At 61.0% G+C, this 26,092-nt stretch carries 15 protein-coding genes and 1 pseudogene; 8 read left to right on the top strand and 8 right to left on the bottom strand.

Going from position 1 to position 26,092, the window contains the following annotated elements; translation table 11 throughout:
• Positions 1-124: 124 nt before the first annotated feature.
• The 7 genes from FIV38_RS28440 to FIV38_RS28410 form a co-directional block, all read right to left on the bottom strand.
• Positions 125-3,997: a DUF4011 domain-containing protein gene (locus FIV38_RS28440; RefSeq protein WP_235860933.1), complete on the bottom strand. Its 3,873-nt coding sequence runs from the start codon at positions 3,995-3,997 to the stop codon at positions 125-127.
• A 727-nt stretch (positions 3,998-4,724) separates the two neighbouring features.
• The gene (locus tag FIV38_RS28435; protein ID WP_029292296.1) at positions 4,725-6,098 is read right to left on the bottom strand and encodes a DUF1329 domain-containing protein; all 1,374 of its coding nucleotides are present in this window, start codon (positions 6,096-6,098) and stop codon (positions 4,725-4,727) included.
• A 60-nt stretch (positions 6,099-6,158) separates the two neighbouring features.
• Entirely contained in the window at positions 6,159-8,144 is a 1,986-nt protein-coding gene (locus tag FIV38_RS28430) for a DUF1302 domain-containing protein (protein WP_092230715.1), read from the bottom strand.
• Between the two features lie 57 nt (positions 8,145-8,201).
• Positions 8,202-9,506, bottom strand: coding sequence for a phospholipase (locus tag FIV38_RS28425; protein WP_092230718.1), 1,305 nt, complete (start codon positions 9,504-9,506; stop codon positions 8,202-8,204).
• Between the two features lie 221 nt (positions 9,507-9,727).
• Complete coding sequence (locus FIV38_RS28420; RefSeq protein ID WP_050492741.1) at positions 9,728-11,317, bottom strand: FGGY-family carbohydrate kinase; 1,590 nt, start codon at positions 11,315-11,317, stop codon at positions 9,728-9,730.
• Positions 11,318-11,327: 10 nt separating this feature from the next.
• Positions 11,328-12,917, bottom strand: a complete 1,590-nt coding sequence (locus FIV38_RS28415; RefSeq protein WP_092230721.1) for a glycerol-3-phosphate dehydrogenase/oxidase — start codon at positions 12,915-12,917, stop codon at positions 11,328-11,330.
• Between the two features lie 4 nt (positions 12,918-12,921).
• The gene (locus FIV38_RS28410) at positions 12,922-14,517 is read right to left on the bottom strand and encodes an FAD-binding oxidoreductase (RefSeq protein WP_092230723.1); all 1,596 of its coding nucleotides are present in this window, start codon (positions 14,515-14,517) and stop codon (positions 12,922-12,924) included.
• A gap of 229 nt (positions 14,518-14,746) precedes the next feature.
• Here FIV38_RS28410 and gliR point away from each other — a divergent pair, with 229 nt between their 5' ends.
• On the top strand, positions 14,747-15,766 hold the full coding sequence (gene gliR, locus FIV38_RS28405) for an AraC family transcriptional regulator GliR (RefSeq protein ID WP_029292302.1): 1,020 nt from the start codon (positions 14,747-14,749) through the stop codon (positions 15,764-15,766).
• 9 nt (positions 15,767-15,775) lie between these two features.
• On the opposite strand, the gene FIV38_RS28400 is transcribed toward gliR, so the two are convergent.
• Positions 15,776-16,849: a GlxA family transcriptional regulator gene (locus FIV38_RS28400; RefSeq protein WP_092230726.1), complete on the bottom strand. Its 1,074-nt coding sequence runs from the start codon at positions 16,847-16,849 to the stop codon at positions 15,776-15,778.
• 249 nt (positions 16,850-17,098) lie between these two features.
• Here FIV38_RS28400 and FIV38_RS28395 point away from each other — a divergent pair, with 249 nt between their 5' ends.
• From FIV38_RS28395 to FIV38_RS28360, 7 genes and pseudogenes are all read left to right on the top strand, one after another.
• A complete protein-coding gene (locus tag FIV38_RS28395) occupies positions 17,099-18,958 on the top strand; it encodes a DUF1302 domain-containing protein (protein ID WP_235860934.1) in 1,860 nt (619 codons plus the stop codon).
• Positions 18,959-18,985: 27 nt separating this feature from the next.
• Positions 18,986-20,278: an MFS transporter gene (locus FIV38_RS28390; protein WP_029292305.1), complete on the top strand. Its 1,293-nt coding sequence runs from the start codon at positions 18,986-18,988 to the stop codon at positions 20,276-20,278.
• 74 nt (positions 20,279-20,352) lie between these two features.
• Entirely contained in the window at positions 20,353-21,441 is a 1,089-nt protein-coding gene (locus FIV38_RS28385) for a M14 family metallopeptidase (protein ID WP_070995854.1), read from the top strand.
• 54 nt (positions 21,442-21,495) lie between these two features.
• Complete coding sequence (locus FIV38_RS28380; protein WP_092230729.1) at positions 21,496-23,136, top strand: CapA family protein; 1,641 nt, start codon at positions 21,496-21,498, stop codon at positions 23,134-23,136.
• Positions 23,137-23,250: 114 nt separating this feature from the next.
• Positions 23,251-23,846 (top strand): annotated as a pseudogene (locus FIV38_RS28375) (NAD(P)H-dependent oxidoreductase).
• Positions 23,833-24,231, top strand: a complete 399-nt coding sequence (locus FIV38_RS28370) for a MerR family transcriptional regulator (protein WP_092230738.1) — start codon at positions 23,833-23,835, stop codon at positions 24,229-24,231. Before FIV38_RS28375 ends, FIV38_RS28370 begins: the two are co-directional and overlap by 14 nt.
• 339 nt (positions 24,232-24,570) lie before the next feature.
• A partial coding sequence (locus FIV38_RS28360) for a DUF6531 domain-containing protein (RefSeq protein ID WP_249043023.1) occupies positions 24,571-26,092 on the top strand: 1,522 nt, incomplete at its 3' end.

The raw sequence follows: 26,092 nt of genomic DNA, 5'->3' as shown, positions 1-26,092 counted from the left end.
TTGATCCGCACCATAAATGCCCTGCCGCTTGCGGTGGGGCTTGATGGTCTTGAATCGGAACACTGCTGCTAAGCTTATCCACAATTGCTGGGGCAAAAATCAGCAATCCGTCCTGGGTCAATTTTCAGTCGGCAGGGTGGGTCAGTTTTAAATCAGCGCCAACAGCCCAGCTGTCAAGAAGCCCGAGCAGACAGGCATCGATGCAGCGTTCAGAAACCAGGTTCTGCGTTTCGATTGCTTCGACGACAGTTTCGAACCCCAGCTCAACCAAGTGCGAACGCAAACGGCGGTACTCGAACCAATGGTCGAGCAGATCGGGGTTCTGAGCGGCCCAGGTCAGACGGCTGGCCATGGGCTCGAAATCTGCTTTCTCAATGGACTGCCACCACTGACCGGAAATAACCGCAGCACCTTGGAAAAACGCTTCCAAGGACTGCTCCCAGGCCTCTACAGCTAGAGCGAGTGCAGCACCTTGTTGATGCCAATGGAGAATCAGCGACTCGGCTTCTTTGGGCATGCACGCCGTCAACTGTGGAATAAGAATATCCCGAATCGGCAACGCCAAAATGGGCTGAACGAAGGCAACGGTATGCCGCCAGGTCGTCAAACGAGGTCGGGCCGCTGAAAGATTGTCTATTCGAGGAAGCTCTTCACCCAGCAAGCAGGTTTGTAGCACAGAGTCGCTTTGCAGTGCTGCCGAACGGGCTTGCCAGCTTTCCACCGACTGAATCAGCAGCAGTATTTGCCCCATCGTGGGCTTCTCTTCGCTGATTACGGGTAACAACGAGCGCAGCGCGGTTCCGATGTCGTTGATAAGGCGAGCATACAGACCCTCTGGAGCGAGCAAATCTTCCGAACGCAAATCATGACTGTCAAAGGGCAACAGCTCTTCCAGGTCCAGTCGATGCTCCAGAACATCCAATAGGTAGGGCTCGAGCTCTGCGCTATCGCTCGAAATGCCGGCCAGTAGCGCCCCATCTGTCTTAAGCAGGTACTCCGCAACCCATACTTTTGCACCGAATCCACGTCCGCATTCTGTACGCAGGAACTTGTACCAACCCCGCAAGCGCTTGAGTGCGTCGATCGGAGTATCAAGCCCTTGGAAGTGTTCACCCAGCTTCTCGGTGAGCACTTTGCTTTCACTCAGTTCACTGTGTCTTTTCAGATAAGCTATGACATCTGGCAAGACCGCCAGAAGCTGGTTCAGCTTGAGCCCTGGTCGCGCCATAGCCAAGATCTCGGCTTTAGCAGAGCGCCATTGTCCCTTGAACCAGCGAAAAAGTGATTTATCTGCCAAAATCCGATTCAAGTCTTCCAGTCGCGTATGACTAGGCAATCGATCCAGAGTGAAATGGTTCGCAGCCTGCTCCTGCAACTGCCTGATGACCGGAATGTCGTTGTCCAACTCTACGAGCAAACTGTCCAAGGTCTCGTCTTCGAAGCGTTTATGGCGAAGAGATGCCAAATCCTCAGGCATCGCCGCGAGCATTTGCAGAAAGAGCACAACTTGCTCAATACCGATAAAATCGCTTCGTAAGCCTTGAACCGCAGCCCCTTCCGCTAACAGCCGAATTAGCACTTGAACACGTGGGGCCAGTTCCAGTAACTCCTCAGCCTCTTCGATCACATCAAGCAAGGCGTTGAGGGATAGGGCCTCATCACCGTTATGCAGACGTATGGCCGCGCAGGCTTTTTTGATAGAGGCTATCGCTTGCCCAGAGCCAATAACATCCGCGCGCAACGATCGAGCTAGTACGCCTTGCTCGTCCAACAAGGAGTCCATACCTTGCAGCCACAATTTCAGTGCCTCACAGGACTCTATATCCAGTCGTCCCAACAGATCCCAGTCCTCATCACCTTTAGGTAATGCAAGTACCGGAATTGAAGCTGCTAAGCCTCGCAACTGATCTGGGCTGTAGGTTTCCAGAACAGATACCTGTAGCTGTTCTGCTAATTGAGGACGAAGAGCAGCGAGACGATTCAGCGCCTGCTGAGCCAGAGAGAGATGTTCTAGAAGTGCGGAGCGCTCAGCACCAGTCACGCGAGTTTTTGTGCTACCAAACCACGGGTGCGTTTCAAGTTTGCCAGTGTGACCAGCTTCCTCAGCCGTCTTGCGATAGATGTGTGCATAAAAGCCGGCCTGCTCCTGCAAATGCGTTTTATCGATTCGCGCCTCCGACTGCGGATGCAGATCGGCAGGTTTAATCGACAATGCCTCACGCAAACGGGTTGCCTGCATTAGCACCTCGTGAACACTCATCCCCGACTCTTCGAACTGGGCATGCAAGTGATGCACGTGCTTGTTGAGTTGCTGCTTCAATCGCTCATAGTTGGCAATCAGATCCGTCAGCTGCTTGGGCGAGCGAAAGCCACCGTTGTTCTGAATCCGCTGCCGGATGCTGTCGATAACAGCGCTCTTTTGACTCTTATGGCTATGCAACTCCAGACAAAAATCGCCCAAACCTGCTCTTGTCAGTCGAGTCTTGACCACCTCAAGCGCTGCGCGCTTCTCCGCAACGAACAACACTTTTTTGCCTTGGGCCAGCGCCGCAGCAATCATGTTGGTGATGGTCTGAGACTTACCGGTACCGGGCGGCCCCTCGATCACAAGGTCATCCCCGCGAATCACGTCTATCAATGCGCTGTGCTGAGAACTGTCAGCGTCATCTATTAGAGGAAACTGCAGGTGAACCTGATCAATGTCGTCGATTGAATGCTCGACACAAAATGCGCCTTGTTTTCCTGACGAATCGGCCGGCAAACCGTCCATTCCCGTAAGCCGTTTAACCAGACCATGATCCAGCAATGATTGGTCTTTCCAACGGCCTGGATCAAGGTCGAGATACATCATCAACTTGCCAAACTCGAACAAGCCAAGCGAGGCATAACGATGAACTTTCCAGTCAGGCTTGACCTTCAGCACCGTTTCAACAATGCGTTCGAAGTATTCCTCAGGCGTGCTGTCGTCGGTGATCCGCGGAAGTGCGATACCAAAATCAACACGAAGCTTTTCCCGCAATGACAGGTTGGTAAGAATGTCTTCTCCAGTAGGATGTACGCGGTATTCGAATGTCGCGGTTTGAGGATTGAGCTTACCTTTCTCCAGGTTTACTGGCACCAACATCAGCGGCGCCAGGCGGCTGCTGTCTTTACCTGCGACCGAGTCATCCCACTCCAGGAACCCGAGCGCAAGATAAAGAATGTTCGCGCCCGTTTCCTCGAGAGCCGATCGTGACTGGGTATACAAAATCTGTAGCCGCGACTCCATCTCCGCGGGGTAATAGAGCGTTTGAATCGCGTCGTCAGAATGCTTACCGGTTTGCCCGCTTGCAGGAGGCAGTGGTAGCTCATAGCCGGTCGCCATACCCAAGATCTGCGCCCAGACGTCTGCCGTAGGCTGTTTCTTTAACTCAACAACTGTGCCTGTCTTTTCGTCCAGCTTTAAAAAGCCATGGGTAAGAAGCTGCCTTTCCGTTGGTTCAGGCACAGCAGCAAACCGCATGGATTTTTCATCTGCCAAGGTATCGAACAGGTGATCCGGCAACTCATCAATAATCCGTACGAAACGTTTGGAGCGCGCATGTGAAAAGTTCAGCAGCCGATTGCGGGCGCTGAGGTCGAGAAGCCTGCTTCTCAGCTTCTCCAGGCTTTCCGGTATCTCGCTTGGGGGTGTATCAAGGTCATCCCAATCGGTAAGAGGCGCTGAATCAATGGACTTTGAACGCCCATTGGACTCGGCATCGAACCGATAAACCGACCCACCCCGGCCGCCGCCTTTATTGAGCAGTCCCTTGGTAATGAGCTCGTCGCGCAGGCTCCAGTACTCTTCCTCAGAGACGGCAAAATTCTGAAGCTCAGCTCGCCGATCGATCCGGTCCCTGAGTGACTTGTTGCCAACGGCCGTCCCGTCTGCGGGGACCAGTTCTAGTATCCATTGCAGAACAAGTTCATATCGTTGGATAGCCAATGATTCAGGGCCTGAGTTCACGTCGATCACCGCTAATTTTTCGGGGCAACTGCCTAATGATTTTTTCTGGGCATGGCAATGCCGATGCTCAGCTTCAGCTGGCCGCGATAACAAGAGAGGCTTTGTAGGGGCGCTGCCGATTTCTCGGTGCGCTCAAGATGCCATCCTTGGGAAACAGCGGTCTGCCTGAAGTTTGATGGATGTCACAATATCCAGCACTCGGAGCAAGGTAAAGGCAAAGCGCCTTCACGCCGCACAAATCCCCGTCTCCTCGACGATTGGTCAGTAAATCCCCCTACACTTATAGAAAAACTCGGTCTCGGGATGATTCTCATTTCCAAAACCTTGACCTTACGGCTCCGTCAGAGGCGGATTGCAAAACTCGAGTTAAGCACGAAAGCACGTCTCTCAATTCGACCTCCTCGACCGTTTTCTCGATGCTCGATCAAAGCTCAAATCGGGCAACAACCAAACAAAAAAAACCGACCAAAAAGCCGGTCTTTACCAGAAAAAAATCAAAAGAAATCGTCAAAAAGTGGGGGAACAAATGGGGGAACAATAGGTTTTATGAAAACTATAATTTATTAATTTTCAATTACTTAACTACATAAAAAGCTAACCACAAGCCGGCTTTTTATTTGCCCCGAATAAAGCCCCCCCCCAACAGCCTGACTACCCATCGGGCTAGACACCTCAAAAAAAGCAAAGAGCCGCCCCCTCAAGCACGGCTCTCGCCATCTAACTAACAACGACAGCCCTATCGAGTCCCGCGCAAGCGCAACGCCGAGGGCATGAAGTACGAGTCTTCCGGAATCGGCTGCGCAAAGTCCACCGTCTGCGGCTCTTCGTTATCCAGGTTCTGCACGTAGTACCGCCGTGCCTGCAGGTCATGGAACACGTCCAATGCGCTCCAGGTAGTCGGCAAATCGTAGAAGTTTTTCAGGTAGGCCATCGACACCCGCCACAGTTCGCCACGGCCGTCGTACTGATCAACCACTGCCGCGCCCCAGCTGTCTTCATCAAGGTACAGCACGCGTTTGGAGTACAGGTGCCGCGCCGTTGGTTTGAGGGTGCCTTCGACTACCCACACGCGGTGTAGCTCGTAGCGGGTGTATTGCGGGTTGAGGTGGCCGACTTTGAGCAGGTCGGCGTATTTCACGTCGGCGCTGGCGAGTTTGTAGTTGTTGTAGGGGATGTAGATTTCTTTCTTGCCCAGCAATTTCCAGTCGTAGCGATCCGGCGAGCCGTTGAACATGTCGGTGTCGTCCGCCGTGCGCAGACCATCGGAGGATGAGATCGGTGTGTCGTAGGCCAGGTTCGGTGCGCGGCGTACGCGGCGTTGGCCGGCGTCGTAGATCCAGGCTTGGCGGGCGTCTTTGATCTGGTCGAGGGTCTCGTGCACCAGGGTCGCACCACCGGCCAGGCGGGCCGGGCTTTTTACGAAGGTCAGGTAGTAGAACAGGATGTTTTTCAGGTCGGCGTATTGCCCGCCCTGGCGGTAGTAGTTGAACAGCCCCTCCTGCTGCGCCGTGACCAGGGCGAAGCTGCCGTTGCGTTGCACGGGCGCCTCCGAGGCGCGGCGCACGATGTAGGTGCCGCGGTAGCGGGTGATGTGGTTCCACAGTGCTTCCACGCCGTTTTGCGGAATGGGGAACGGCACGCCGCCAAAGGCATCGGCGAAGCCGGTACCACCGTCCAGCAGCTTGGCGCTGGTGGCGTTCTTGAAGGTGTTGTCATACACCCACTGCGGCGCCGAGCCGGAGCGTCGGCTCGGGTAGATGGGCATCTGGAAGCTGTCGGGGTAGCTGTTGAACAAGGCGATCTCGCCCGCCGTCAGGTTGGCCTTGTACTGTTCCAGGTTGGCCTTGGTGATGGTGAACAGCGGTTTGTCGCCGGCAAAGGGGTCGACGTGGTGCTTGCCCTTTTCATAGCCCTTGGGCGCCTGGGTGATACCGCCTTCCCAGGTGGGGATGGTGCCGGCGGCATTGCCCGCGCGCTCGGCGCCAAAGGGTGTGAGCTGGGCCTTGAGCTGTTGCGCATCTTGGGGCGAGAGCGCCGCAAGGGCATTGCCAGCGGCCAGGCCGAGGGCCAGCGCCAAACCGGCGGTGAGCATTCGAGGTGTGTGGAACATGGCGAATCTCCAAAAGAACGAGGGCGGGCAACCGCCCTCGCGCCGCAGCATGGCAGCGGCTTACAGGAAGTACTTGAGGTTGAAACCGATGTTGTCGCGGTCGCGGATAACGTTGTTCTGGCCGCCTCCAAAGAACTCGGTGTATTGCAGCTCGGCTTCCAGCTTGTTCTGGTAGTTGGCCTTGAGCCCCAGGGTGTAAGCCTTGCGGCCCTCGATGTAGTTGCCGGCCTGGTAGGAGTTGCCTTTGAAGTCGTCTTTGTAGACCACGTAGGGCGACAGGTTGACCCCGGCGTACACGTCGTTCCAGGTACCGTTGAACATCACCGTGTAGCTGTAGGAATCACGGCTGACCTGGTCATCACGATCACCACCCGACACATAGGAAGTGTTGCCACTGCCCGCGTAGTAACGGGTGCTGCCATCGTAGGCCTGATACTTCAGACCACTGCCGCGCAGGTGCTCGGAGGCCAGTTCGAAGACGCCGAACAGCGAGTCGAAGCCCAGGCCCGGGCCGAAGTTATAGATGCTGCCCAAGGAGGTATTGAAGGCCTCTACGCGCTCGGAGTTGTCGATCTGGCTGTCGAGGTTGACCATCTGCCCGCCGACATTGATGAACTGCCCGCCCGCCGCCGCGCCGGCACCATTGGCCAGGTCGCCGATCAGGTCGTTGGTGGCGGCGACACCGATGGGCAGGTTCGGCCGGTAGGCCAGCTCGCCAAACACCGAGGCCTTGCCCAGGGTGGTGTTGAAGCTGAAGCCGTACATGCGGATATCTTCAGCGTAGCGCCGGTGCGCCTGGATGTTGCCCATCACGTCCACCGTCGCCAGGCCATTGGCCAGGGCCGCCGCCTGGCTGCCGGCCACCGACGACAGCATGCTGGTCAGGGCCGCCATGTCGATACCTTTGTAGCCCGCCAGGTTAGCGGCGATGGTCGGTTCCTTGGCGTGGTAATTGACCAGGTACAGGCCGAACTCGGTGCTATTGAGCTCCTCGGCGATGTAACGGAAGGCGAAGCCGAACTGGCCATCGTTGCGCGCGTTGTAGTCCTTGCCGATCGACGCCACCTTGAGGGTGTTGCCGTAGGCCGGGGTCATGCCGTTGGCGTAGAGCCCGGTGCTGCGCAGCATGCCGCCGAGCATCGGGTTGTTGCCCAGGGCGTCGTATAGCCCGATGACGTTGCCGCCGATGGGCGTCGGGGTGTCGAGGGCACTGCCGGTGAAGTTGTTGTAGCCGGTGCGGCCGCCATCGGCGAACAGGTCGCTCTGGGAGTAGAAGGTGCCGACTGGATCGATGCGTGTCTCCTTCCAGTTCCACTGGTAGAAACTCTCCATCGACAGGTTGTCGCTCAGCCCGATATTGAAGCTGATGGCTTCCACCGGCATCAGCACTTCCTTGACCTCGGCACCCGGCAGGCGGTACTTGGCCGCGTCCACCGGGTTGGTGGTGTTGACCCCGCCGCGATAGAAGATGCCCTCGCCCCAGTTGAATACCTGGCGCCCCAGCCGGGCAGTCAGCGGCATCTGGCCAACGTCCCAGTTGCCGTAGACGTAGGAGTCGAGAATCTCCACGCGACTACCGGCAATATCCCGGGTCTGGTCAGTGAAGTGGTTATCCTGGGGATGGCTCTGGCTGGGTTGCGATGGGCTGTTGTTGCGGTAGTAGTCGTTGCGCTTATCCATGATCTGGGTGTCATAGAACGCCGTGCCACGCACGAACAACCCGTAGTTCTGGTAGTTGGCTTCCAGCTCCGACGTGATCTTGTACACCTCGGAAACCAACCCGGTATCGAAGTTGCGATTGCCGTCGTTGGTGTTGACGTCGTCGTTGCCCTTGTCCCGCCCCTGGACCCGCCACAGGCGCCCATAAGACAGGGTACTGTCGAGCGAGCCGGTGACCTGCTTGTCCAGCAGGCTGAACTCCATGGCCTGCACGCCCCCGCTGCTGCACAGTTGCAGCAGGCCCACCAGGCCGACACCCGCCCCAGTGGATTTGATGGACCATTTACCCTCGGATCCCGAGCCTTGCGCGCGCACTGTCGTGCTCATTGCGGTCTCTCCCCTGCAATCTTTCTTGTTGTTATTGCACTGCGATGTGTTGTGGTTTCACTGCGCCGGACGATCGAGGCCGGCCCGGACGTAGTTGCGGCTGTGGGCGCCAAAGTGGCGCAGCAACTGCACCAACTGCTCGTTGAGCCGGTCATGGTCGTAGCGCTCGACGGGCAACTGGTTGCCGGCACTGAAGCTCTGGGTTGCCCCGGGCGTGGCCAGCCACTGGCCGATGGCCTCGTCGAACGCCACCGCCTGGGCATCCGCCTCGGCGCTGACCACCTGGCGCAGGTAGTCCGTCGAATAGCCGGGGTAATCGCCGTCTTGGCGGGTGTCGGCATAGGCCGCCAGCATCGGGTTGTTCGCCCCCGTCAGCAGCAGGTGACGTAGCCAGGCAAACTGGTAGCGCTCCACCTCGTTGTGGCGCGTGGCGACACGTTCGATTGCCGCTCGCTTGTCGCTGTCATAGCCGGCCAGGGCCTTGCCTTCCATCAGCAGCATGCTGGTCAAATCGTCGCCCGGCAGCGTGGTGGCGTGATAGGGCTGGGTCAGGTCCTGCAGGTAGTGCATGCCCCAGCCGAGGAAGCGATAACCCCAGTAGGGATGGCCATTGGCGAAGGCAAAACGTGCCAGGCCGAAGTACTGGTAGGCGCGCCAGTCCGGCCAGTTGCGCAGCAGGAACGGCGCAGCGGCATACACCAGCGCGCTCTCGTGGAAGAACCCCATATGGAACGGCGCCTGGGAGCTGTACTGGAAACGCGCATCGCCAAACGACTGCACGCCAAAGCCATACAACGCGCCGACGGCTCCCGGGTTATCGCTGAACAGGTTGATATCGTGGCCGTAGTCCGGCTCGTCGGCAGCGGTCGCCAGCACCGCCAGCGGCGCGACCTTCTGCCCCGGCTGCAGTTGGATAAAGCGCTGGCGATTCCACGGTGAGAGGGTTTGTTCGACCATCACGTCGGCCGCCTTGAGTTGCGGGCGCCCCGCCAGGTCTTCGCCGGGCATGGGCTGGATCACCTGGGCCAGGTGGATCTGTGGATTGACCCGCAGGGCCATGAGGAAGTCGCGGCGCAAATCGGCGCTGGGCTGGGGCGCCAGGCGCAGGTTAGCGGGGCGCGGCGGATAGTCGGGAAAGTGGCGGCGGGCGAAGTTTTCCTGCTCGTCCAACAGAGCCACCAGGCCAGCGTATTGCTGGGAAAGAAACTGCTCAAGCGTCTCGACCTGCACCTCGGGCGCCTCGCGCAATGCGGGCAAATCTTGCAGGGCCAGGTAGCTGCCCACGCTGTGATTGGACCAGGCACCAACCCCCGGCGACAGACTCCATAGCCCCAGACACAGCAGCAACGACGGCAACTTCATGGCTTTACGCTCTTGTTGTAGATGCGTTCAGCCTAACAATCCGGGTATGCCGCGACACTGTCCGATCTTGCCAAAACGACTCACCAATAGCGCCACGTAGCGGGGTCTAATGCCCCTGTAGGAGCGAGCTTGCTCGCGAAGGACGTCAACGATAACCCGTGCTTACAGGATAAACGCGGCGCTCTCTGGTTCTTCGCGAGCAAGCTCGCTCCTACAGGGGCCTACGCCGGGTAGCCGGTAATCTCGCGGATGCTCTGGTACAGCGGCTTGAGCTGGCGATACATGCGCAGGTAAACCTCGCGGTACAAACGGTCGTACATCTGTTGTGCCTCGGGTTGAGGCATGAAGACTTCGGCGGTGCGGGTCATGGCGGCGATGGCGGTATCAAAATCCGCGTACAACCCAAGCCCCACGGCACAGGCGATCCCTGCGCCCAGCCCGGACGCCTCATACACATGGGGACGCTCGGCGGGCAGGCCAAAGATATCGGCGGTCAGTTGCATCGCCGCGTCGCTCTGGGAGCCGCCACCGGCCACGCGCAAGCGCGTGATCGACAGTTTCGAACGGCGCTCGATACGCTCTTTGCCCTGGCGCAGCGCATAGGCCAGGCCCTCAAGAATCGCCCGGTAGATATGGGCCCGGGTGTGCACATCGCCAAAGCCGATCATCGCCCCCTTGGCCTCCACCCCCGGCTCGCGGATGCCGGGCGACCAGTAGGGTTGCAGGGTCAGCCCCATGGAGCCAGGTGGCACAGCGTTGACCAGTGCATCAAACAACTGTTCCGGCTCCAGGCCCTGCTCGCGGGCCTGTTGCATTTCCCGCAGGCCAAACTCGTTTTTGAACCAACTGACCATCCAGTAGCCGCGATAGATCATGACTTCGCAGTTGTAGTGATCGGGAATCGCCGCCGGGTAAGGCGGGATCAGCGGGACAATTTCCAGGTAGCGCGAGCGAGTGGTGGTGATGGTCGCCGTGGTGCCATAGGACAGACACGCGGTCGTCGCTTCCACCACGCCGGAACCAAGCACCTCGCAGGCCTTGTCGGAGCCGGCGGCAATCAGTGGCAACCCTTCCGGGATCCCGGTATGGCGGCTGGCCTCGGCGGTGATGCGGCCCAGCTCTTCCCCCGGTTTGTACAGGCTCGGCAGTTGTTCCGCACGCACCGCCAGGGCCTGCCATTTCCAGTCCCGGGGGGCGGCCCAGCGCAGATGCTTGAAGTCGAAAGGCAAGTAGCCCACGCAACAGCCCACCGAGTCGACAAAACGCCCGGTCAGGCGATGGCTGAGAAACCCCGAGAGCAGCAGGAACTTGTCAGTGGCAGCCCAGATATCCGGCTGATGCTGGGCGATCCAATTGGCCTCGGCCTGGGCGCGGAAGTAGTCCACCGTGGCCTCGGCCCCCACCAGTTTGAACAGCCAACCCCAGGGCCCCTTGATCCCGCCCTCCGGCTCGCACTGGCGCTGGTCGAGCCAAAGGATGGCCGGCCGCAGCGCCTGGCCCTGGGCATCGACATTGATCAAGGTGCCGCGCTGAGTGGTCAGGGATACGCCACGGATCAGACTGCGATCGATGCCGGTCTGCGCCCACAACTGCTGGCAGGCCTCCCCCAGTTTGCGCCAGTAATAGTCCGGGTCCTGCTCGGCCCAGCCGGGCTGGCTGGAATAGTAGGCCTGCAACTCGACCTTGCCTTTGCCCAACAGGTTGCCCTGCAAGTCGAACAACAGCGCACGGACACTCTGGGTGCCGTTGTCGATCGCCAGCACATAGTCTTTGCCGGGGGTGTTGTTATCCACGAAGCTCTCTTTTTTCATGAGGCACTCTTCAGATCGAGGCGCAAGGGACGCTGTGATGGCGTTGCCAGAGTTGCAGGTAGCGCTGCTGTTCCTGTTCCCAGCGCGTGTCGTCCCAACCCAGGCGAGGCTGGCATAGCCGACGGATGTCCGCCAAGTAGTGGGCAGCGCCTTCGGCCAGTAGCAGGCCGAGGCGCGTGCGCCGCAGTAGCAGGTCGTCCAGGTGCAAAACCATCTCGGTCTCGGCGGCAAACGCCAGCTCCGCCCAGAGGGTATCGCTGGCGCCCACACAATCACTGCCCAGGCTGTTGATCAGGCTGGCCAGGCGCGGCAAATCGCGGCCATGACGCCCGGCCAGGCGCCGCACGCCGGTGTCGCTCAGCCCGGGGATCGCCTGCAACGGTACGGCCTGGAACACCGGCGCGCCGTCATCTTCCAGAGGTTTGCCGAGCATCCCGGCACAGGCCCGCAACACCTCAATGGCCTGGGGCCGGAAGGTGGTCAGCTTGCCTCCCGCCAAGGTCACGCAGCCGGGTTCCTGCCACAGCACGTGCTCGCGGGTTTCATTCGATGGCTTGGCCTGGGAGTCGGCGGCGCCCACCACCGGACGCACCCCGGACCAGGTGCACAGCACGTCCGCCGCCGTCACTTGGGCCTGGGGAAATGGCTGGGCGCAGGCTTCCAGCAGGTAGTCGAGTTCATCAAAGGTGATGCTCGCACCAAGGTCCAGATCCTCGCGGTGATCCAGGTCTGTGGTGCCCACCACCGTGGCCCCTTCCCACGGAAAGACAAACACCGGGCGGCCGTCGCGCCGGTGCATGAAACTGAAGGCATGGGCCACCGGCAAGCGCCAGCCCGGCAACAACAGATGGCTGCCACGCAAGGGCCGCAACTGGCGCTGCCCCCCGCCCGGTTGCAAGCGCTCAGCCCAGGCACCAGTGGCCACCGCCAGCACCGCGCAGCGCACTTGCATAACCGCGCCGCACTCAGTGTCCTCGACCTCGACCCCACACACTCGCTCGCCGTCGCGCAACACCTGGCGCACCCGCAGGCCATTGAGCGCCCAGGCGCCATCGGCACGGGCCTCGGCCAGCACGCGCATGACCAGCCGCGCATCGTCGGTCAGCGCATCGCGAAACTGCGAAGCCCCCAGCAGCCCCGGCGCCAGGAGCCCCGGTGCCAGATAGCGCAGTTGCTCAGGCTTGTGGAACTGCCGGCTGCGACAACCGGCGAGGGCGTCATACAGGCGCAGCAAACCGCCGAACACCCGCGGCCCGGGGAACCCGCCGCGATAGTGCGGCATCAGGAAACTCATGGGGTCCACCAACCCCGGCGCTTCGCCCATCAAGCGTTGGCGCTCGCGCACCGAATCACGGGCCAGGCGCCACTGGCCCTTGGCGATGTAGCGCAGGCCACCATGGACCATTTTCGACGAGCTGCTGGAGGTGCCCCAGGCAAAATCCCGCTGCTCCAGCAACAGGCAGCGCCAGCCGCGCCGGGCCGCCTCGCGCAGGATCCCGGCGCCGCTGATGCCGCCGCCGATCACGATCAGGTCCCAGGTTTCACTCGCCAGTTGCGGCAGCACGGCCTCGCGCCATTGGGCATTCCAGTCATTGCTCATGGGCCTAGTCTTCCAGCAGCGTGCCGGGGTTGAGGCGCCCGGCCGGATCAAAATGCCGGCTCAGGCTGTGCAGCGCTGCCATTGCCAATTCGCCCTTTTCCCTCGGCAGGTAGGGCGCGTGGTCCTTGCCCACGCCATGCTGGTGGCTGATGGTGCCGTGGTTTTCGACGATGGTGCGGCTGGCCGCCTGCTTCAGGGCCCTCCAGCGTTCGAGGGTGGCCGGGTAGTCCGCCGCCGGGCGAAACACATAGCTGGTGTAGATGCTCGACCCTTCGCCATAGACATGGGACAGGTGGGTGAACACATGGACCCGCTCGCCCTCGGCCGCCAGGCAATCGCGCAGGCTGGCCTCGATCGCGTGCAGCAAGGCATCGACATGGCACCAGTCGGTCGCGGTCTCCAGGGTGTCGACCACGTAGCCGGCCTGCCAGAGATTCTCCCGCAGGTAGGGGAAGCGAAAGCGGTTCTGTTGCCATTTCTTGCCCAGCAGGGTGCCGGTGAACACGCCGCCAAAGGCCTTCAGATGCTGGCGGGCCTGGCGCAACGACAGGGCATTCTGCCGACGATTGCCGGTGACACCGAAGGTCAGCAGGCACTTGCCCTCGCCAGCGCCACGCAGCGCCAGGTAGCGCTCCAGCCAGGCGATTTGGTTGGGGTGGCCGGCCAGCGCCAGCTGAGTCTGGGTTTCCATGGCATTGGACAGGCGCAGCATCGACAGCGGCACCCGTGCCTGCACCAGTTGCCGAATGGCCTGCAGGGCGCGGGGCCAGTCCGGCAGGAACACGCCATAGAAGCGTTCATCCTCGGGCAAGGCGCTGACACGCACCTTGACCTCGGAAATGATGCCGAAACGTCCTTCACTGCCCAGCACCACTTCCCGCAGGTCGGGGCCGGCGGCCGACGCCGGGAAGCTCGGGATCGCCAGGGGCCCGGCGAACGTTTCCAGGGTGCCGCCGGCGAACAGTTGCTCGATCCGCCCATAGCGCAGCGATTGCTGGCCGCTGGAGCGACTGGCGACCCAGCCGCCCAGGGTCGACAGTTCCCAGGACTGCGGGAAATGCCCCAGGGTGTAGCCTTTGGCCCGCAGCTGGCTCTCCACCTGGGGGCCACTGGCACCAGGGCCGAAGGTGGCAATAAGGCTTTGCTCGTCCAGGTCGAGCAGGCGATTCATATGGGCCAGGGACACCGTCAGCACCGGGCGCAAGGACGCCGGCGGGTTGATATGCCCGGCCACCGAGGTGCCACCGCCATAGGGAATCAGGCACAGGTCGGCACTGTCGGCCAGGGCCAGCAACTGGCGGATCTGCTCGACGCTTTCCGGCAGGGCCACCCCATCCGGATACTGGCCCAACGTTCCCTCACGCAGGGCCAGCCAGTCCGGCAAGCTCTGGCCCCGGGCGTGCATCAGGCGGTCACGGGGCTCGATGCTGTAAAGCGCATGGGGCGCCAGGCGCGAGGCGGGAACCCTGGCCAGGGCGCTGTCCAGGCTGGCGTCAGGCAGGGTGTGACCCTCGCCCAGTCGCTCGCGCAAAAACGCCGCCCCATGGGCCGGCATCTCCATCTGCGTGGTTTCTTCGCCCCAGCCGTTCCAGCGTCGCATGCGTGTTTCTCCCAGCAGATCGTGTGATTTTCAGTCCACCCATACTAATCAGCCGGCGCAAGCTGTCACGGTCGCATCAGGACAAATGGAGTAGCCAATTGGGTCAATCGGTCCATTACCCGATGTCGCCACGGGAGCATTTACTTTAGCCACGGTTTCAAATTACCTTGCCAGCCATCGAAGCGCGCAAGGTAATGCCGCCGGCAACACCCCCGCCAGGAACCCGATCATGCAGACACTCGGCTCGACCTCAGTCCCTCCTCTGCTGAAATATCTGCGCCATGCCGAACAACTCGGCGTAGCGACCGCCCCCGCCCTGGCGGCGGCCGGGATCACTGCCGGCCAACTGGACGACAACAGCCTGCGCCTGCCCGTGCACGTCCACGAACGCCTGCTGGAGTATTTCTGCGAACACTCCGGGGACCTGCTGTTCGGGCTCAACTCGGCACGTTTCGTGTTGCCCAACTCGTGGAGCGTGCTGGGTTACATCACCATGAACTGCGCCACCCTGGGCGAGGCGATGAACCGCATCATGCCGTTCGAAAAACTGGTGGGCGACATGGGCACCAGCCGCGCGGAGATGGTCGGTGAGCAGGTGCGGCTGATTTGGAACTGCCGCCACCAGCAGCCACGGATCCGTCGGCATATGGTCGAGAACGTGCTGGCGTCCTGGCTGGTGTATGCACGCTGGATCGCCGACGCCGAACTGTCGCCCAGCCAGGTGCTGCTCGAACACCCTTTGCCGGACGGCGCGCAACTGAGCCAATACGAGGACTTCTTCGGTTGCCCGGTGCTCTTCGAGCAACCCTGCTCGGCCCTGGTAGCGCCGTTGAGCTACCTGCAAACACCCCTGCGCCAGGCCGATGCGCAACTGCTGCGGACCCTGGAAGAACACGCCCTGGCCCTGATGGCCACGCTGGACGACTCGACCCTGGCGCTAAGGGTGAAGAACGCCCTGCGCCAGTTGCTCAAGGAAGGCCTGCCGCGCAAGGAACAGGTGGCCGAGCAGTTCGCCATGTCGGTGCGTACCTTGCAACGCCAGTTGCAGCAGGCCGGCACGTCCTACCAGCAGATCCTCGACGACTTGCGCCAGGAACTGGCCGAGCACTACCTGCTGCACAGCGACCTGCCGATCCAGGACATCGCCCAATATTTGGGCTTTACCGAACCGCGCTCGTTCCACCGCACCTTCAAGAGCCGCACCGGCATGCCGCCGGGCGAGTATCGGCAGACTCACCGCGCCAGCTGAGAGCGCAGATTACAGGCGGTCGAGCCCCAACCCCTCAATCAAATCCTCCCCCGCCTCGTCCGCCCGCCACCGTCGGCTGGATATGCGCATGGTGTAGCGCCGCCGATACTCTGAAGGCGTCAGCCCCGTAGTGCGCAAAAACAGGCGGCGAAACGCACTGGCGTCCTGATAACCGCAGTACTCCATGACTTCCGTCAGATCGATCAAGGTCACTTCCAGCAATTGCTTGGCCCGTTCAACCCGCAGGCGGTGCAGGTAGTCCAGGGGCGTCATGCCTTCCACCTCTTTGAAGTGCCGCAGCAAGGTCCGCGGGCTGGCGGTCGCGGCCTCGGCTACCGCGTCCAGGCTGTACGGTGTCTGAATATGCTGCTGCAGCCATTGCTTGGCGCGGAACACGACGCTGTCGCGGGTTTTTACCGAGATGCCGGGGAAGTTCAGGCTGGAATGCTCAAAACGCATCGGGTGGTAAAGCAGGCCGTTGGTGGCGATCTGGGCCATTTCTTCGCCGGCGAAGTGACGGATCAATTCCACCATCAGGTCGCAGACCGCCGCAGGGGCTCCGGCGGTGAATACCGGCCCGTCGACTACTACCGGGCCTTCCATCGCCAATTGCACGTTAGGAAAAGCGGACGCAAACCAATTGGCAATCATCCAGGTGACGGTTGCGCGCCGGCCATCCAGTACCCCTGCACGCGCAAGCAGCACGGCGCCGTTAAAACTGGCAGCCACCACACGCCCTTGGGCGTGATACCGCGCAATGCAGTTCAACTCGTCGGAGCATTGAGCAAGAACCTGGTTCAGGTCCGGCACGCTTTTCATCTGCACGCCAGGCACAAACAGGACCGTCTGCGAGGGCCGCAGGGTTTTGCGGCCGGGGCTGGGCGGGCGCATTTCCGACAGCCAATCCGGAAGTGGCAGTTCATTGCCCGCCGCATCGATCAAGCGCCAGTGGAAAAACGCCCCGCGCTTATCCGGGTTGCGCAGCTGCCAGAGGTTGTTGAAGGTGCGCAGCGTGTCGATAACGCTAAACAGCGTGCCAGCGAGATTGTGCGGGCCATGCAATAAATCGACGCGGACATTCATGGGCTTACCTGGCGATATTGGATTTATGGTTGGCGATATTAGCCCTACGCCTCATAAAAACCAGCCCTGGCACTGCGCTGACTTGTGGCGATGAGGCTTGGCCCCTCGACAAAGCTCAGCAGATCCCAGGTTTTTTCTTGGCGATATTAGCTCCATTGCTGTCGGTATTCGCCGTATTACCGCAATCGCTTCGACGCTAGACTGAAAAACACCTGGCCTCAGCAAGAAAAAAAACAAGGGTATCAGTCAGTGAAAACAACAATAAGAAACGCCTGGGGAAGTACCGGCAAGCCAGTGGCTGCAGGGTTGGCCACGACCTTGCTCAGTGCCGGTATCAGCGCTCCAGTCAGCGCAGGAGAGCTGGTGTTCAGTGACCTCAAGTCAGGGCTGGGTAACGGCATGCAATGGCAACATGAAGACACGCGCCTGCAGGTCAAAGGCGCCCTGGCCCTAGGCACGGTACGACGCATGGACGACCCAAGCCACCGCCTGACCAGCGCCGAATACGGTATGAACCTGTTCAACGACGGCAACCTCAACTACAAGCGCGGCGATGCGGTTTCTACGTCCGCCGAAGCCTACCTGCAAGCCGATCTGAGCCACCGCAACCTCGGGGTTTTCGTCAGCGCAAAGGGTTGGTACGACTACACCCAGAAACACCAGGACGTCGACCACGGCAGCGTCCCCAACGGCTATCGCTCGGGAGAACCGCTCAGTGACTCGGGGTTCGATTCCCTGGCGCGCTTCTCCAATGCGCTGTTCAACGATGCCTACGTCTACGGCAACTTCCAGCCTGGTGGGCATGACCTGCTGGTGCGCCTGGGCGACCAGGCGATCCCGTGGGTCACGCCGACCACCATCAGCGGTGGCCTGCAGGCGGTGAACGCGTTTGACTGGGCGGCGGCACGCCGGGCCACCTCGATTGCCGAGGCCCGCACCGTGCCAATGCCGACCCTGTACGCCAAGCTGGCCCTGACCGAGAACCTGTCGGTGGATGCGTTCAACCAGTTTGAATTGCGCCCCAGTGCCTACTCTGGCTGCGGCACATTTCTGTCGACCAGCGACTACGCCCAACCGGGTTGCAACCAATTCATCCTTAACGGCAGCGTGATGAGCGCGATCGCCGGACGGCCGATCTACACCAGCGATGGCCAGGCCCTCAACAACCCCCTGGACTACGTGGCCCGCGGCCCGGACCATCGCCCAGGCAACAATCAATTCGGCGCCAGCCTGCAGTATTTGTGGAAGGACGTCGGGTTGTTCGGATTGTATTTCGCTGACTACAGTAGCCGCGAAGCGCTGACCCAAGTGGTGCGCACCGGCCCTGGCGTACTGACGCCACCGGCCGCGAACGTGGGGCAGGCAACGCCAACCGGCGTGGCGGCTTATTATCAGCGCGCCTATCCAACCCGCATTCGCCTGTATGCCCTCAACTTCAAGACGCGGCTACCGGGCGGCACCGGGATTTATGCCGAATACAGTTACCGCCCCAATCAACCGATTGCGTGGAACGGCGCCGACTTTATTGCCGGGCTGCTCGCCGGCAGCGGGCCCCTGGGCTACCTGTCCAAAACCCCGACGGGCTACCTGGCAAGCGGCTACGACCGCTTCCACGTCAGCCAATTGAATCTGGGCGCCAGCCACCCTTTTGGCCAGGTGTTGGGCGGCGCAATGAAGCTGTCCGCAGAAGCCGGATTGAAATACGTACACGACCTGCCCGACACCGAGCAGATCCGTTATGGCCGCCCCGGTTTCGGCAGCGCGCCCTACGGTAAAGCCGCGAAGTGCACAGGCCCGGCGGCCAGGTGCGCGGATGACGGGTTTATCACGCCATTTGCCTGGGGCACCCGCGTCAAAGGCGAACTCAACTACAAGAATGTGTTGCCCGGGCTGGACGTGACGCCGTCGCTGACACTGGTCTACGACATCAAGGGTCATGCCTATGACGGGGTATTTTCCGAGGGCCGCTACGCACAAATACTCGGTGTGCGCGGCGATTACAAAAGCACTTACACCTTCGATCTCAGCTACCTGAACACCGGTGGCGGCGATTACAACCTGGTGGCAGATCGCAGCCTGTTAGAGGCCAGTGTCGGCATTCGCTTCTAGCACTCCCCTTAAAACAAGGCCATTTCCATGCGTTCATTGACCGATAGCCGACGCCCGCTCGTAGTTGCCCTGCTGATGACAGTGGTGATTATCAGCGTGCTGGACAAGACCATTTTCGCCTTCGCCGGCCCGCAGATCATTGATGAGTTAAAGCTCACGCCAGCGCAGTTCGGCTTTATCAGCAGCGCGTTCTTTTTTCTCTATTCGATCTCGGGGGTGCTGGTGGGTTTTCTTGCCAACCGCATGCCGAGCCGCTGGATTCTCTCCGGCATGGCCCTGGTGTGGATGACCGCACAATTGCTCGCGGCCCTGTCCACCAGTTTCTTTACCCTGTTGGCCAGCCGCGTCCTGCTCGGCGCCGGTTGCGGCCCGGGCACGGCGGTGACCCAACACGCCTGCTTCAAGTGGTACACCAGCCGCGAGCGGGTGCTGCCGGCGGCGCTGATTCAGGTTGCGATCATGCTCGGTGCGATTGCCGGCGCCGTGGCGCTGCCCAAGTTGATCGAGCAGTACGGCTGGCGCACGGGCTATGTGCTGCTGGCCGGTGTCGGCCTGGTGTGGCTGCTGCTGTGGCAACGTTATGGCCGCGAAGGCCAGCATGACGATACACGCGACACCCAGGGCGACCTGCTGCCTACGCTGCCCTACAAGCGGCTGTTGCTCAACCGCACGTTTGTCTGCATTACCTTGGTTGCGTTCTGCAGCTACCTGCCCAATGCCTTGCTCTACAGTTGGTTGCCCACCTACCTGCAAAGAGGCCTGGGCATGACGCCGATGCAATCGGGCTACCTGGTGCTGGCCACCACACTGGGGGTGATCTTTATCAACCTGCTGGTTTCCAGCCTGGCGCAACGCGCAATGAAACGCGGCGCCAGCATCCGCAAGGCGATGGTCGTGCCGCCCCTGCTGGCTTGCCTGGTCGCCGCCGTGACCTACATCCTGATGGGCTTTACCAACACCAGCCTGACCGTGACCCTGGGGTTCTTCCTGCTCGGCAGCATTCTCCTCAACCTGCTGTCGGCCTTCGGTTTCAGCATCGTTGCCCACATCGCCCCGGCTCGCCAACGCGGGAGCATGCTGGCGATCCATATCGCCCTGCTGACCACCGCCGGCATGCTCGCGCCCGTGCTGGTCGGGCAAGCCATCGGCTGGCAGAACGGCGACCTGGTGAGTGGCTTCGAACTGGCCATCGGCCTGTTCGGTATTGCCCTGCTGGTGTTCAGCCTGCTTGGGCTGGCGCTGATCGACCCGGAACGCAGTCGCCGCGCACTCACGGCCAGCATTCCCGGCGCTGGTTCTGCGGCCATCAGCCCGGCATAAGCCGCGCAGCGGCGGCCCCACCACCTTGATCGCTGCGCGCAGCGCCCAGCACGACTGCCAATAGGGAACACCCGATGGACTTATCCTGCTTTTCACAAAGCTACGCCGAAGCTCGGCAAAAATTCCTCCAGGCCTGCGCCAGCGCCGGCCTGGAGGTCCAATCCCATCCTCACCCGTTACCGGGCAGCGATGGCGAGGAACTGGCCCTGGATGTGGCGCTTGCAGGCTCGCCCACGGCCACCAACCTGCTGGTCCTGAGCAGCGGTGTGCATGGCGTGGAAGGTTTCTGCGGCTCGGCCGTGCAGGTCGATCACCTGCGCAACCGCGAGTGGATGCAACACGGCCAGCGCCAGGACCTGGCGGTGCTGTACCTGCATGCGATCAACCCCTACGGCTTCTCCTGGCTGCGCCGGGTCAACGAAGACAATGTCGACCTCAACCGTAACTTCATTGACTTCGCGCAACCGCTGCCCGACAACCCTGACTACCACGCCCTTGCCCCACTGCTGCTGCCGCGACGGCAACCACCGACCCTGCTCAGCACCTTGGGCCTGGCCGGATACGCCCTGCGCCATGGCAGCAAAGCCCTGCAGTCAGCCATTACCCGCGGCCAACACAGCCACGCGGATGGCCTGTTTTTCGCGGGCACCTCACCAACCTGGAGCAATCAGCAACTGCGCCAGATTATCCGTCGCCTGGGCAACCACTGCCGGCGCATCGGCTGGATCGATGTGCACACGGGGCTAGGTCCGTGTGGCGTGGGTGAGCGGATCTACAAAGGGCTCAACCACCCTGGCGATATTGCACGGGCGCGAAGCTGGTGGGGCGCGCAGGTCACGACCAGCGCAGACGGAACCTCCTCGTCGGCCATGCTCAACGGCACCCTGGACCTGGCCGTGATGGAGGAATGCCCCCACGCGCAATACAACGGTTTGACCCTGGAGTACGGCACACAGCCGGGGCCACGGGTGCTGGCGGCCCTGCGTGCCGATCACTGGCTGCACACCCATCCGGATACGGCACACGCCCGGCGAGTGCAGATCAAGCGCCAGTTGCGCGATGCTTTCTACATCGATACCGAGCGCTGGAAACGCCAGGTACTGGAACAAGCCCGCGAAGTGACGGCGCTGACCCTGCGCGGTCTTGCCACACGCCTTGAATGACAAAAATGCCCACTATCGGTGGGGTACCCACTCAAACCACAGAGGATGTTCATGATGAGTGCCTATTTGGTGCAAGCGTTAAAAGAGGTCATGCAAAAGATCCAGGCCCGTCTCGACCAGCATCAGGATCAGGTCGTCGCCACACTCAGCCAGGTAGCCACTGGCGAACTGCAGATGACCGAGACGCTCAGCCCCCAGGAGCAGGAAAACGCCCGGGTGCTGTTCGGCTGGGTGGCCCAGGAGGGCCCGCAAAAGGTGTTTGCCGCGATCCAGCCAATCTTGGCCGATCCTGCCACGCTGAGCGCGGGCGTCACCTTCGATGACCTCATCAACGGCCCGCGGTTCGGGATCATCCCCCCTGCTCTCAAGCACATTGACCTGCGCGGCCTGACCCGGCTCGCGGTCCTGCTGGCCAGCTACGTTTTCTATGAGCAATTCCACTACCCGCAGGCAGAAACCGGGGTGTACGACATCTCGGGCAAGCCCTTCCAAAAACTCAAGTGGCTTTATCGCTACTGGTTCAATCAACTTGAGGTGGCCGAGAAAGGCTCGGGGCTGGAGGAGCTGTTTGAGTCGCAGGCGTTCAACTTCTTCAACCTGAATCAATTGCCGATGGACCCAGGCTTCGGCTACCCGCCTTTGCGCTCGGTCTCGGTGTCATGTGCCGGAGACCTGCTGGCGGTCGATGTCCTGACCCCGGAAAACACCCCGCACCTGTTCGATGACATCACGGACTTCTACAGCACCGCAGACATCGTCAGCGCCAACCTGGAATCGACCGTTGACCGGGACAGTGAACTGGGACGCTATCAGGCCAAAGGGCAACCGGCCAAGATGAACACATCCGAGGCGATGTTCCGCAAGTTCCGTGATGAGGCCAACATCAACTTCTTCAGTACCGCGACCAATCACGCCCTGGACTGGGGTGAACAAGGCGTACTCGCCACCCTCGATGTACTGAAAAAATCCGGCGCCTACTATGCCGGCACTGCCGCCAGCCAGGCCGAGCAGGATGACGTGGTGGTGGTGGAGAAAAACGGCATCAAGGTTGCCCTGCTGGCCTATACCTTTGACCTCAACGGCCGCGACCCATCGCCTGACAAGGCGTACCTGGCCAACGTGGTGCGCTTCAACGATGTAAACCCGGCGCCCGACTACTCACTGATCGAAAAACAGGTCGCCCGTGCCAAAGCCAAGGGTGCGGACTGGATCATCGCCTACTGCCACTGGGGCTGGGAGTTCGAGATGTACCCCCACGTCAATATCGTGGAAGCCGCACGCAAGGTGATTGCCTGCGGTGTAGACACGATCCTCGGCAACCATGCCCATGTCAGCCAGCCCGCAGAACTTATCCCGCGCCCTGGCAAGCAGGATGCGCTGGTGATCTACGCGTTCGGCGACTTCGTCAGTTACCACCCCGAAAGCCGTAACTCAAAACTGGCCTACACCCTCAAATTCAGCATCGGGAAATTCCTGGGGGTTACTCGCCTGTTCAACGTCAAGGCACTGCCTATCTACATCGTTAACGAAAGACTGGATGACAAGCGTTTCAACTGCCGCATCGTCAAGTTCTTCGATGTGCTGGAGAACCCGGATGGCTACGGGCTGACCGAACTGGAGAAGAGCCAACTGCCCCATCTGCGGGACAAGGTGTGGAACGAGATCCTGTCGCCACTTTCCAGCCTCCCGGACTGATGGGAGCAACAGCGCCAAGCCTGCCTTGAACCGCAGGCTTTTTTGTCGCGGGCCTTGACTCTCCCCTATACGGCAGACCCTACGCTGAACATCACTCCCTTCAGGACTTCCCCCGTGGTTCAGCGCACCCTGGTCATCCTTGGCCACTCCTCCAGCACCAGCTTCTGTTCGGCCCTCGCCGAGACCTACCTGCAGTCGGCCCGAAACGCCGGCCATGAGGTGCGCATCCTGCGCCTTGGCGAGCTGGTTTTCGACCCGATCCTGCACCATGCCTATCACCAGGCCCAACCCCTGGAGCCCGACTTGCTCGGCGCCCAATCCGACATTCTGTGGGCGACACATCTGACGTTCGTGTTCCCCATCTGGTGGGGCGGTGTTCCGGCCTTGTTGAAGGGGTTCATCGAGCGGATTTTCCTTGCCGGCTTCGCCTTCAAGTACCGCAAGGGCAAAGCGTTCCCCGACAAGCTGCTGCAAGGCCGAACCGCTCACCTGCTGGTGGCCCTGGATACGCCGCCGTGGTATTACCGCTGGTTCTACCGCATGCCCGGCGTGCACCAGATGCGCAAGACCACCCTTGAGTTTTGCGGCATCAAGCCGACCAAGACCTTATTGTTCGGGCCTGTGCTGGGCTCTACCGCAGCGCAGCGCGACAAGTGGCTGAAAAAGGCCGGCACACTCTTTTAGGAAAGGATCTGCATGTACATCGGTAAAGCCGCGCAGCTGTCAGGTACGACAATCAAGGCCATTCGTCACTATGAGGACATCGGCTTGCTGCCACCGCCACAACGCGAGGGGCGGTATCGGGTTTACTCGGCGCAGAGCGTGGAGCTGCTGACGTTTATCAAGTGTGCGCAACAGCTGGGTTTCAAGCTCAAGGAGTTGCAGGAGATTCTGCACGGGCACCGTGGCGATGAGCTGCCATGGCAGCGCGCCAACCAGGCGATAGCGCAAAAGAAGCACGAGTTGATGACGCAGATCGAAGCCCTGCAACAGGTGCATGCAGGGCTGGTGGCGTTTGAGGGCAGCCTGGAGCAGGCCCAGGGTCAGTGCCAGTTTGCACGGCTGGTGGAAACCGGCACTGCGCGCAACAGCTAGTTCAGCAGATCGCCCCATTTGTTTTGCAGGGCGCGCTCTTCGGCCAGGATTTCCCGCGTCATGGCGTCAACCCAGCGCTGGGCAAAACCGTTGGCTGGACCCCAAACCCGAGGCCCAGCAGATTGTGGTGAAAAACCTGCAGGAGCTGACGCCTTGGCTATATGACTAAAAAGCGGCTTTTGCCAATCAGCAGCATCGCCGTCTCATGTGGGCATAAGCGGCGATCCCACCTAGTAAATTCTTCCTGCACGTAAGCCCATTCTGATTTAACAGACCACACCTCCAACCGCCCTTTTCCTGCGGCATTCTCCGACGCCTTCTTTTGCAGAGACGTCATGGATGCCAGCCCCTGCCCCTGATTCATCGCCCATCGACCTGATCGAATACGAGCTAAATGGCTTTCACCAGAGCCTGGCGGTATATCGCCAGCAGGTCACCAGCTGGTACGCGCAGGCCCTGGACAAGGCCAGCCATGCCGCGGACTTGCCGGCGTTACTGGGCATGGAGCGGGTGCTGCGGGTCGGGGACTCCCAAATGTCGGTGAGCATGACCGACAGCGATTTTGCTTCCAGTGTTGCCGTGTGCCCGGCAGGCGGTGAGCTGAAGATCGAGAGCAAGTTCGAGTCGGTGTATGACGTGCCGCTGGGCAATCTCCAGGTGCAGGTAATTGGCCTGGATGACGGCAGCTCCACGTTTATCCAACTGGATGAACAGGGTCAGGCCTCCCATCACTGCGTGGCCGGCGGGCGCTATCAGGTGCGTGTGCAGGGCGGAGTGTCGGCGGCGCAGGTCGAGGCGCTGTTTGCGTCCTACGACGGTTTGACCGCTGAGCTGGAAGCCTGGCTGCGCAAGGAGTGGAGTGGGTTCAAACCGCACTGGCAGGCCTCCAGCGCGAGCGCCATTGGCAGTGGGATATTGGCCGGTACCTGGTCAGCCATTTCCGGGGTGTGGGACAGCGTGTCGTTGGTGCAGGACATCCTCAAGGACCCGGCCAAGCACATCGAACGCCTCGGCACCCAGGCCGCCGAGTTGGCGGCCGTGGCGCGTGAGGCGCCCCAGGTGATGGAACAGGCGATGTTGCTCGCCAGCGACGAGGCGGCGCTGTACCTGATGCTGCGCACGGCGATGATCTGGCTGTCGGCGTTGCCGCCCAGTCAGGTGGCGGGGAAAACCGCCGAGGTGATTGCCGGGTTTGCCGTGTCGCTGCTCATTGATTTGCTGATTGCGCTGGTGCTGACCATTGCCCTGCAAGGTGCCGGGATCGCGTATCTGGGGCTGCGGCTGGCGAAGTATGGAGCGCAGGTGGTTGAGCTTGCGGTGGGCTTCGTCAAAGGCGTGTTCGACATCCTCAAGCGTTTTACGGCGGCGGTGGATCGCTACAAGGCGGTGGCCGTGCGCGGCGTCGTCGGCGGCTTACAAAAAGGTGGCCTGCAGATGCACTGGGGGGCGCGGCGCAATACCACACTCAAGCAACTTGAGGCGGTGGACGACGCGCCCTCCTCCGCGAAAAACCCTAACGGCGCAGCCAGCGCCAGCGCCGATAAAACCGCGACCCATGGCTGCCCGGTGTCCATGGTCACCGGCGAAGAACTGCTGACCCTGACCGATGGCGAGTTGCAGGGCGTACTGCCGTTTGCCTGGACGCGGCTGTATCGCACCAGCGCCGTGGAGGTGGATAGCGGCTTGGGGTTTGGCTGGAGCCATTCCCTGGCGCAGCGGCTGGAAGTGGCCGGCGAGTCGGTGGTGTGGACCGATCACGAGAACCGCAGCACCACCTTTCCCCTGCCCACGGCTGCCCGACCAGCCATCAGCAATAGCCTGGCTGAAGCAGCGATTTATCTGGGTGCAGCGTCGGATGAGT

It is taken from the genome of Pseudomonas proteolytica (assembly GCF_007858275.1).
Taxonomy (GTDB): Bacteria; Pseudomonadota; Gammaproteobacteria; order Pseudomonadales; family Pseudomonadaceae; genus Aquipseudomonas; species Aquipseudomonas proteolytica.
This window is presented reverse-complemented; position numbering and strand designations above follow the sequence as displayed.

What these genes read in the sequence shown, in the direction of transcription:
- FIV38_RS28430 (WP_092230715.1), bottom strand. Translation starts at nt 8,144, where the DNA reads ATGAGCACGACAGTGCGCGCGCAAGGCTCGGGATCCGAGGGTAAATGG.
- FIV38_RS28390 (WP_029292305.1), top strand. Translation starts at nt 18,986, where the DNA reads ATGCGTTCATTGACCGATAGCCGACGCCCGCTCGTAGTTGCCCTGCTG.
- FIV38_RS28370 (WP_092230738.1), top strand. Translation starts at nt 23,833, where the DNA reads ATGTACATCGGTAAAGCCGCGCAGCTGTCAGGTACGACAATCAAGGCC.
- FIV38_RS28435 (WP_029292296.1), bottom strand. Translation starts at nt 6,098, where the DNA reads ATGTTCCACACACCTCGAATGCTCACCGCCGGTTTGGCGCTGGCCCTC.
- FIV38_RS28425 (WP_092230718.1), bottom strand. Translation starts at nt 9,506, where the DNA reads ATGAAGTTGCCGTCGTTGCTGCTGTGTCTGGGGCTATGGAGTCTGTCG.
- FIV38_RS28415 (WP_092230721.1), bottom strand. Translation starts at nt 12,917, where the DNA reads ATGAGCAATGACTGGAATGCCCAATGGCGCGAGGCCGTGCTGCCGCAA.
- FIV38_RS28420 (WP_050492741.1), bottom strand. Translation starts at nt 11,317, where the DNA reads ATGAAAAAAGAGAGCTTCGTGGATAACAACACCCCCGGCAAAGACTAT.
- FIV38_RS28380 (WP_092230729.1), top strand. Translation starts at nt 21,496, where the DNA reads ATGAGTGCCTATTTGGTGCAAGCGTTAAAAGAGGTCATGCAAAAGATC.
- gliR (WP_029292302.1), top strand. Translation starts at nt 14,747, where the DNA reads ATGCAGACACTCGGCTCGACCTCAGTCCCTCCTCTGCTGAAATATCTG.
- FIV38_RS28400 (WP_092230726.1), bottom strand. Translation starts at nt 16,849, where the DNA reads ATGAATGTCCGCGTCGATTTATTGCATGGCCCGCACAATCTCGCTGGC.
- FIV38_RS28410 (WP_092230723.1), bottom strand. Translation starts at nt 14,517, where the DNA reads ATGCGACGCTGGAACGGCTGGGGCGAAGAAACCACGCAGATGGAGATG.
- FIV38_RS28385 (WP_070995854.1), top strand. Translation starts at nt 20,353, where the DNA reads ATGGACTTATCCTGCTTTTCACAAAGCTACGCCGAAGCTCGGCAAAAA.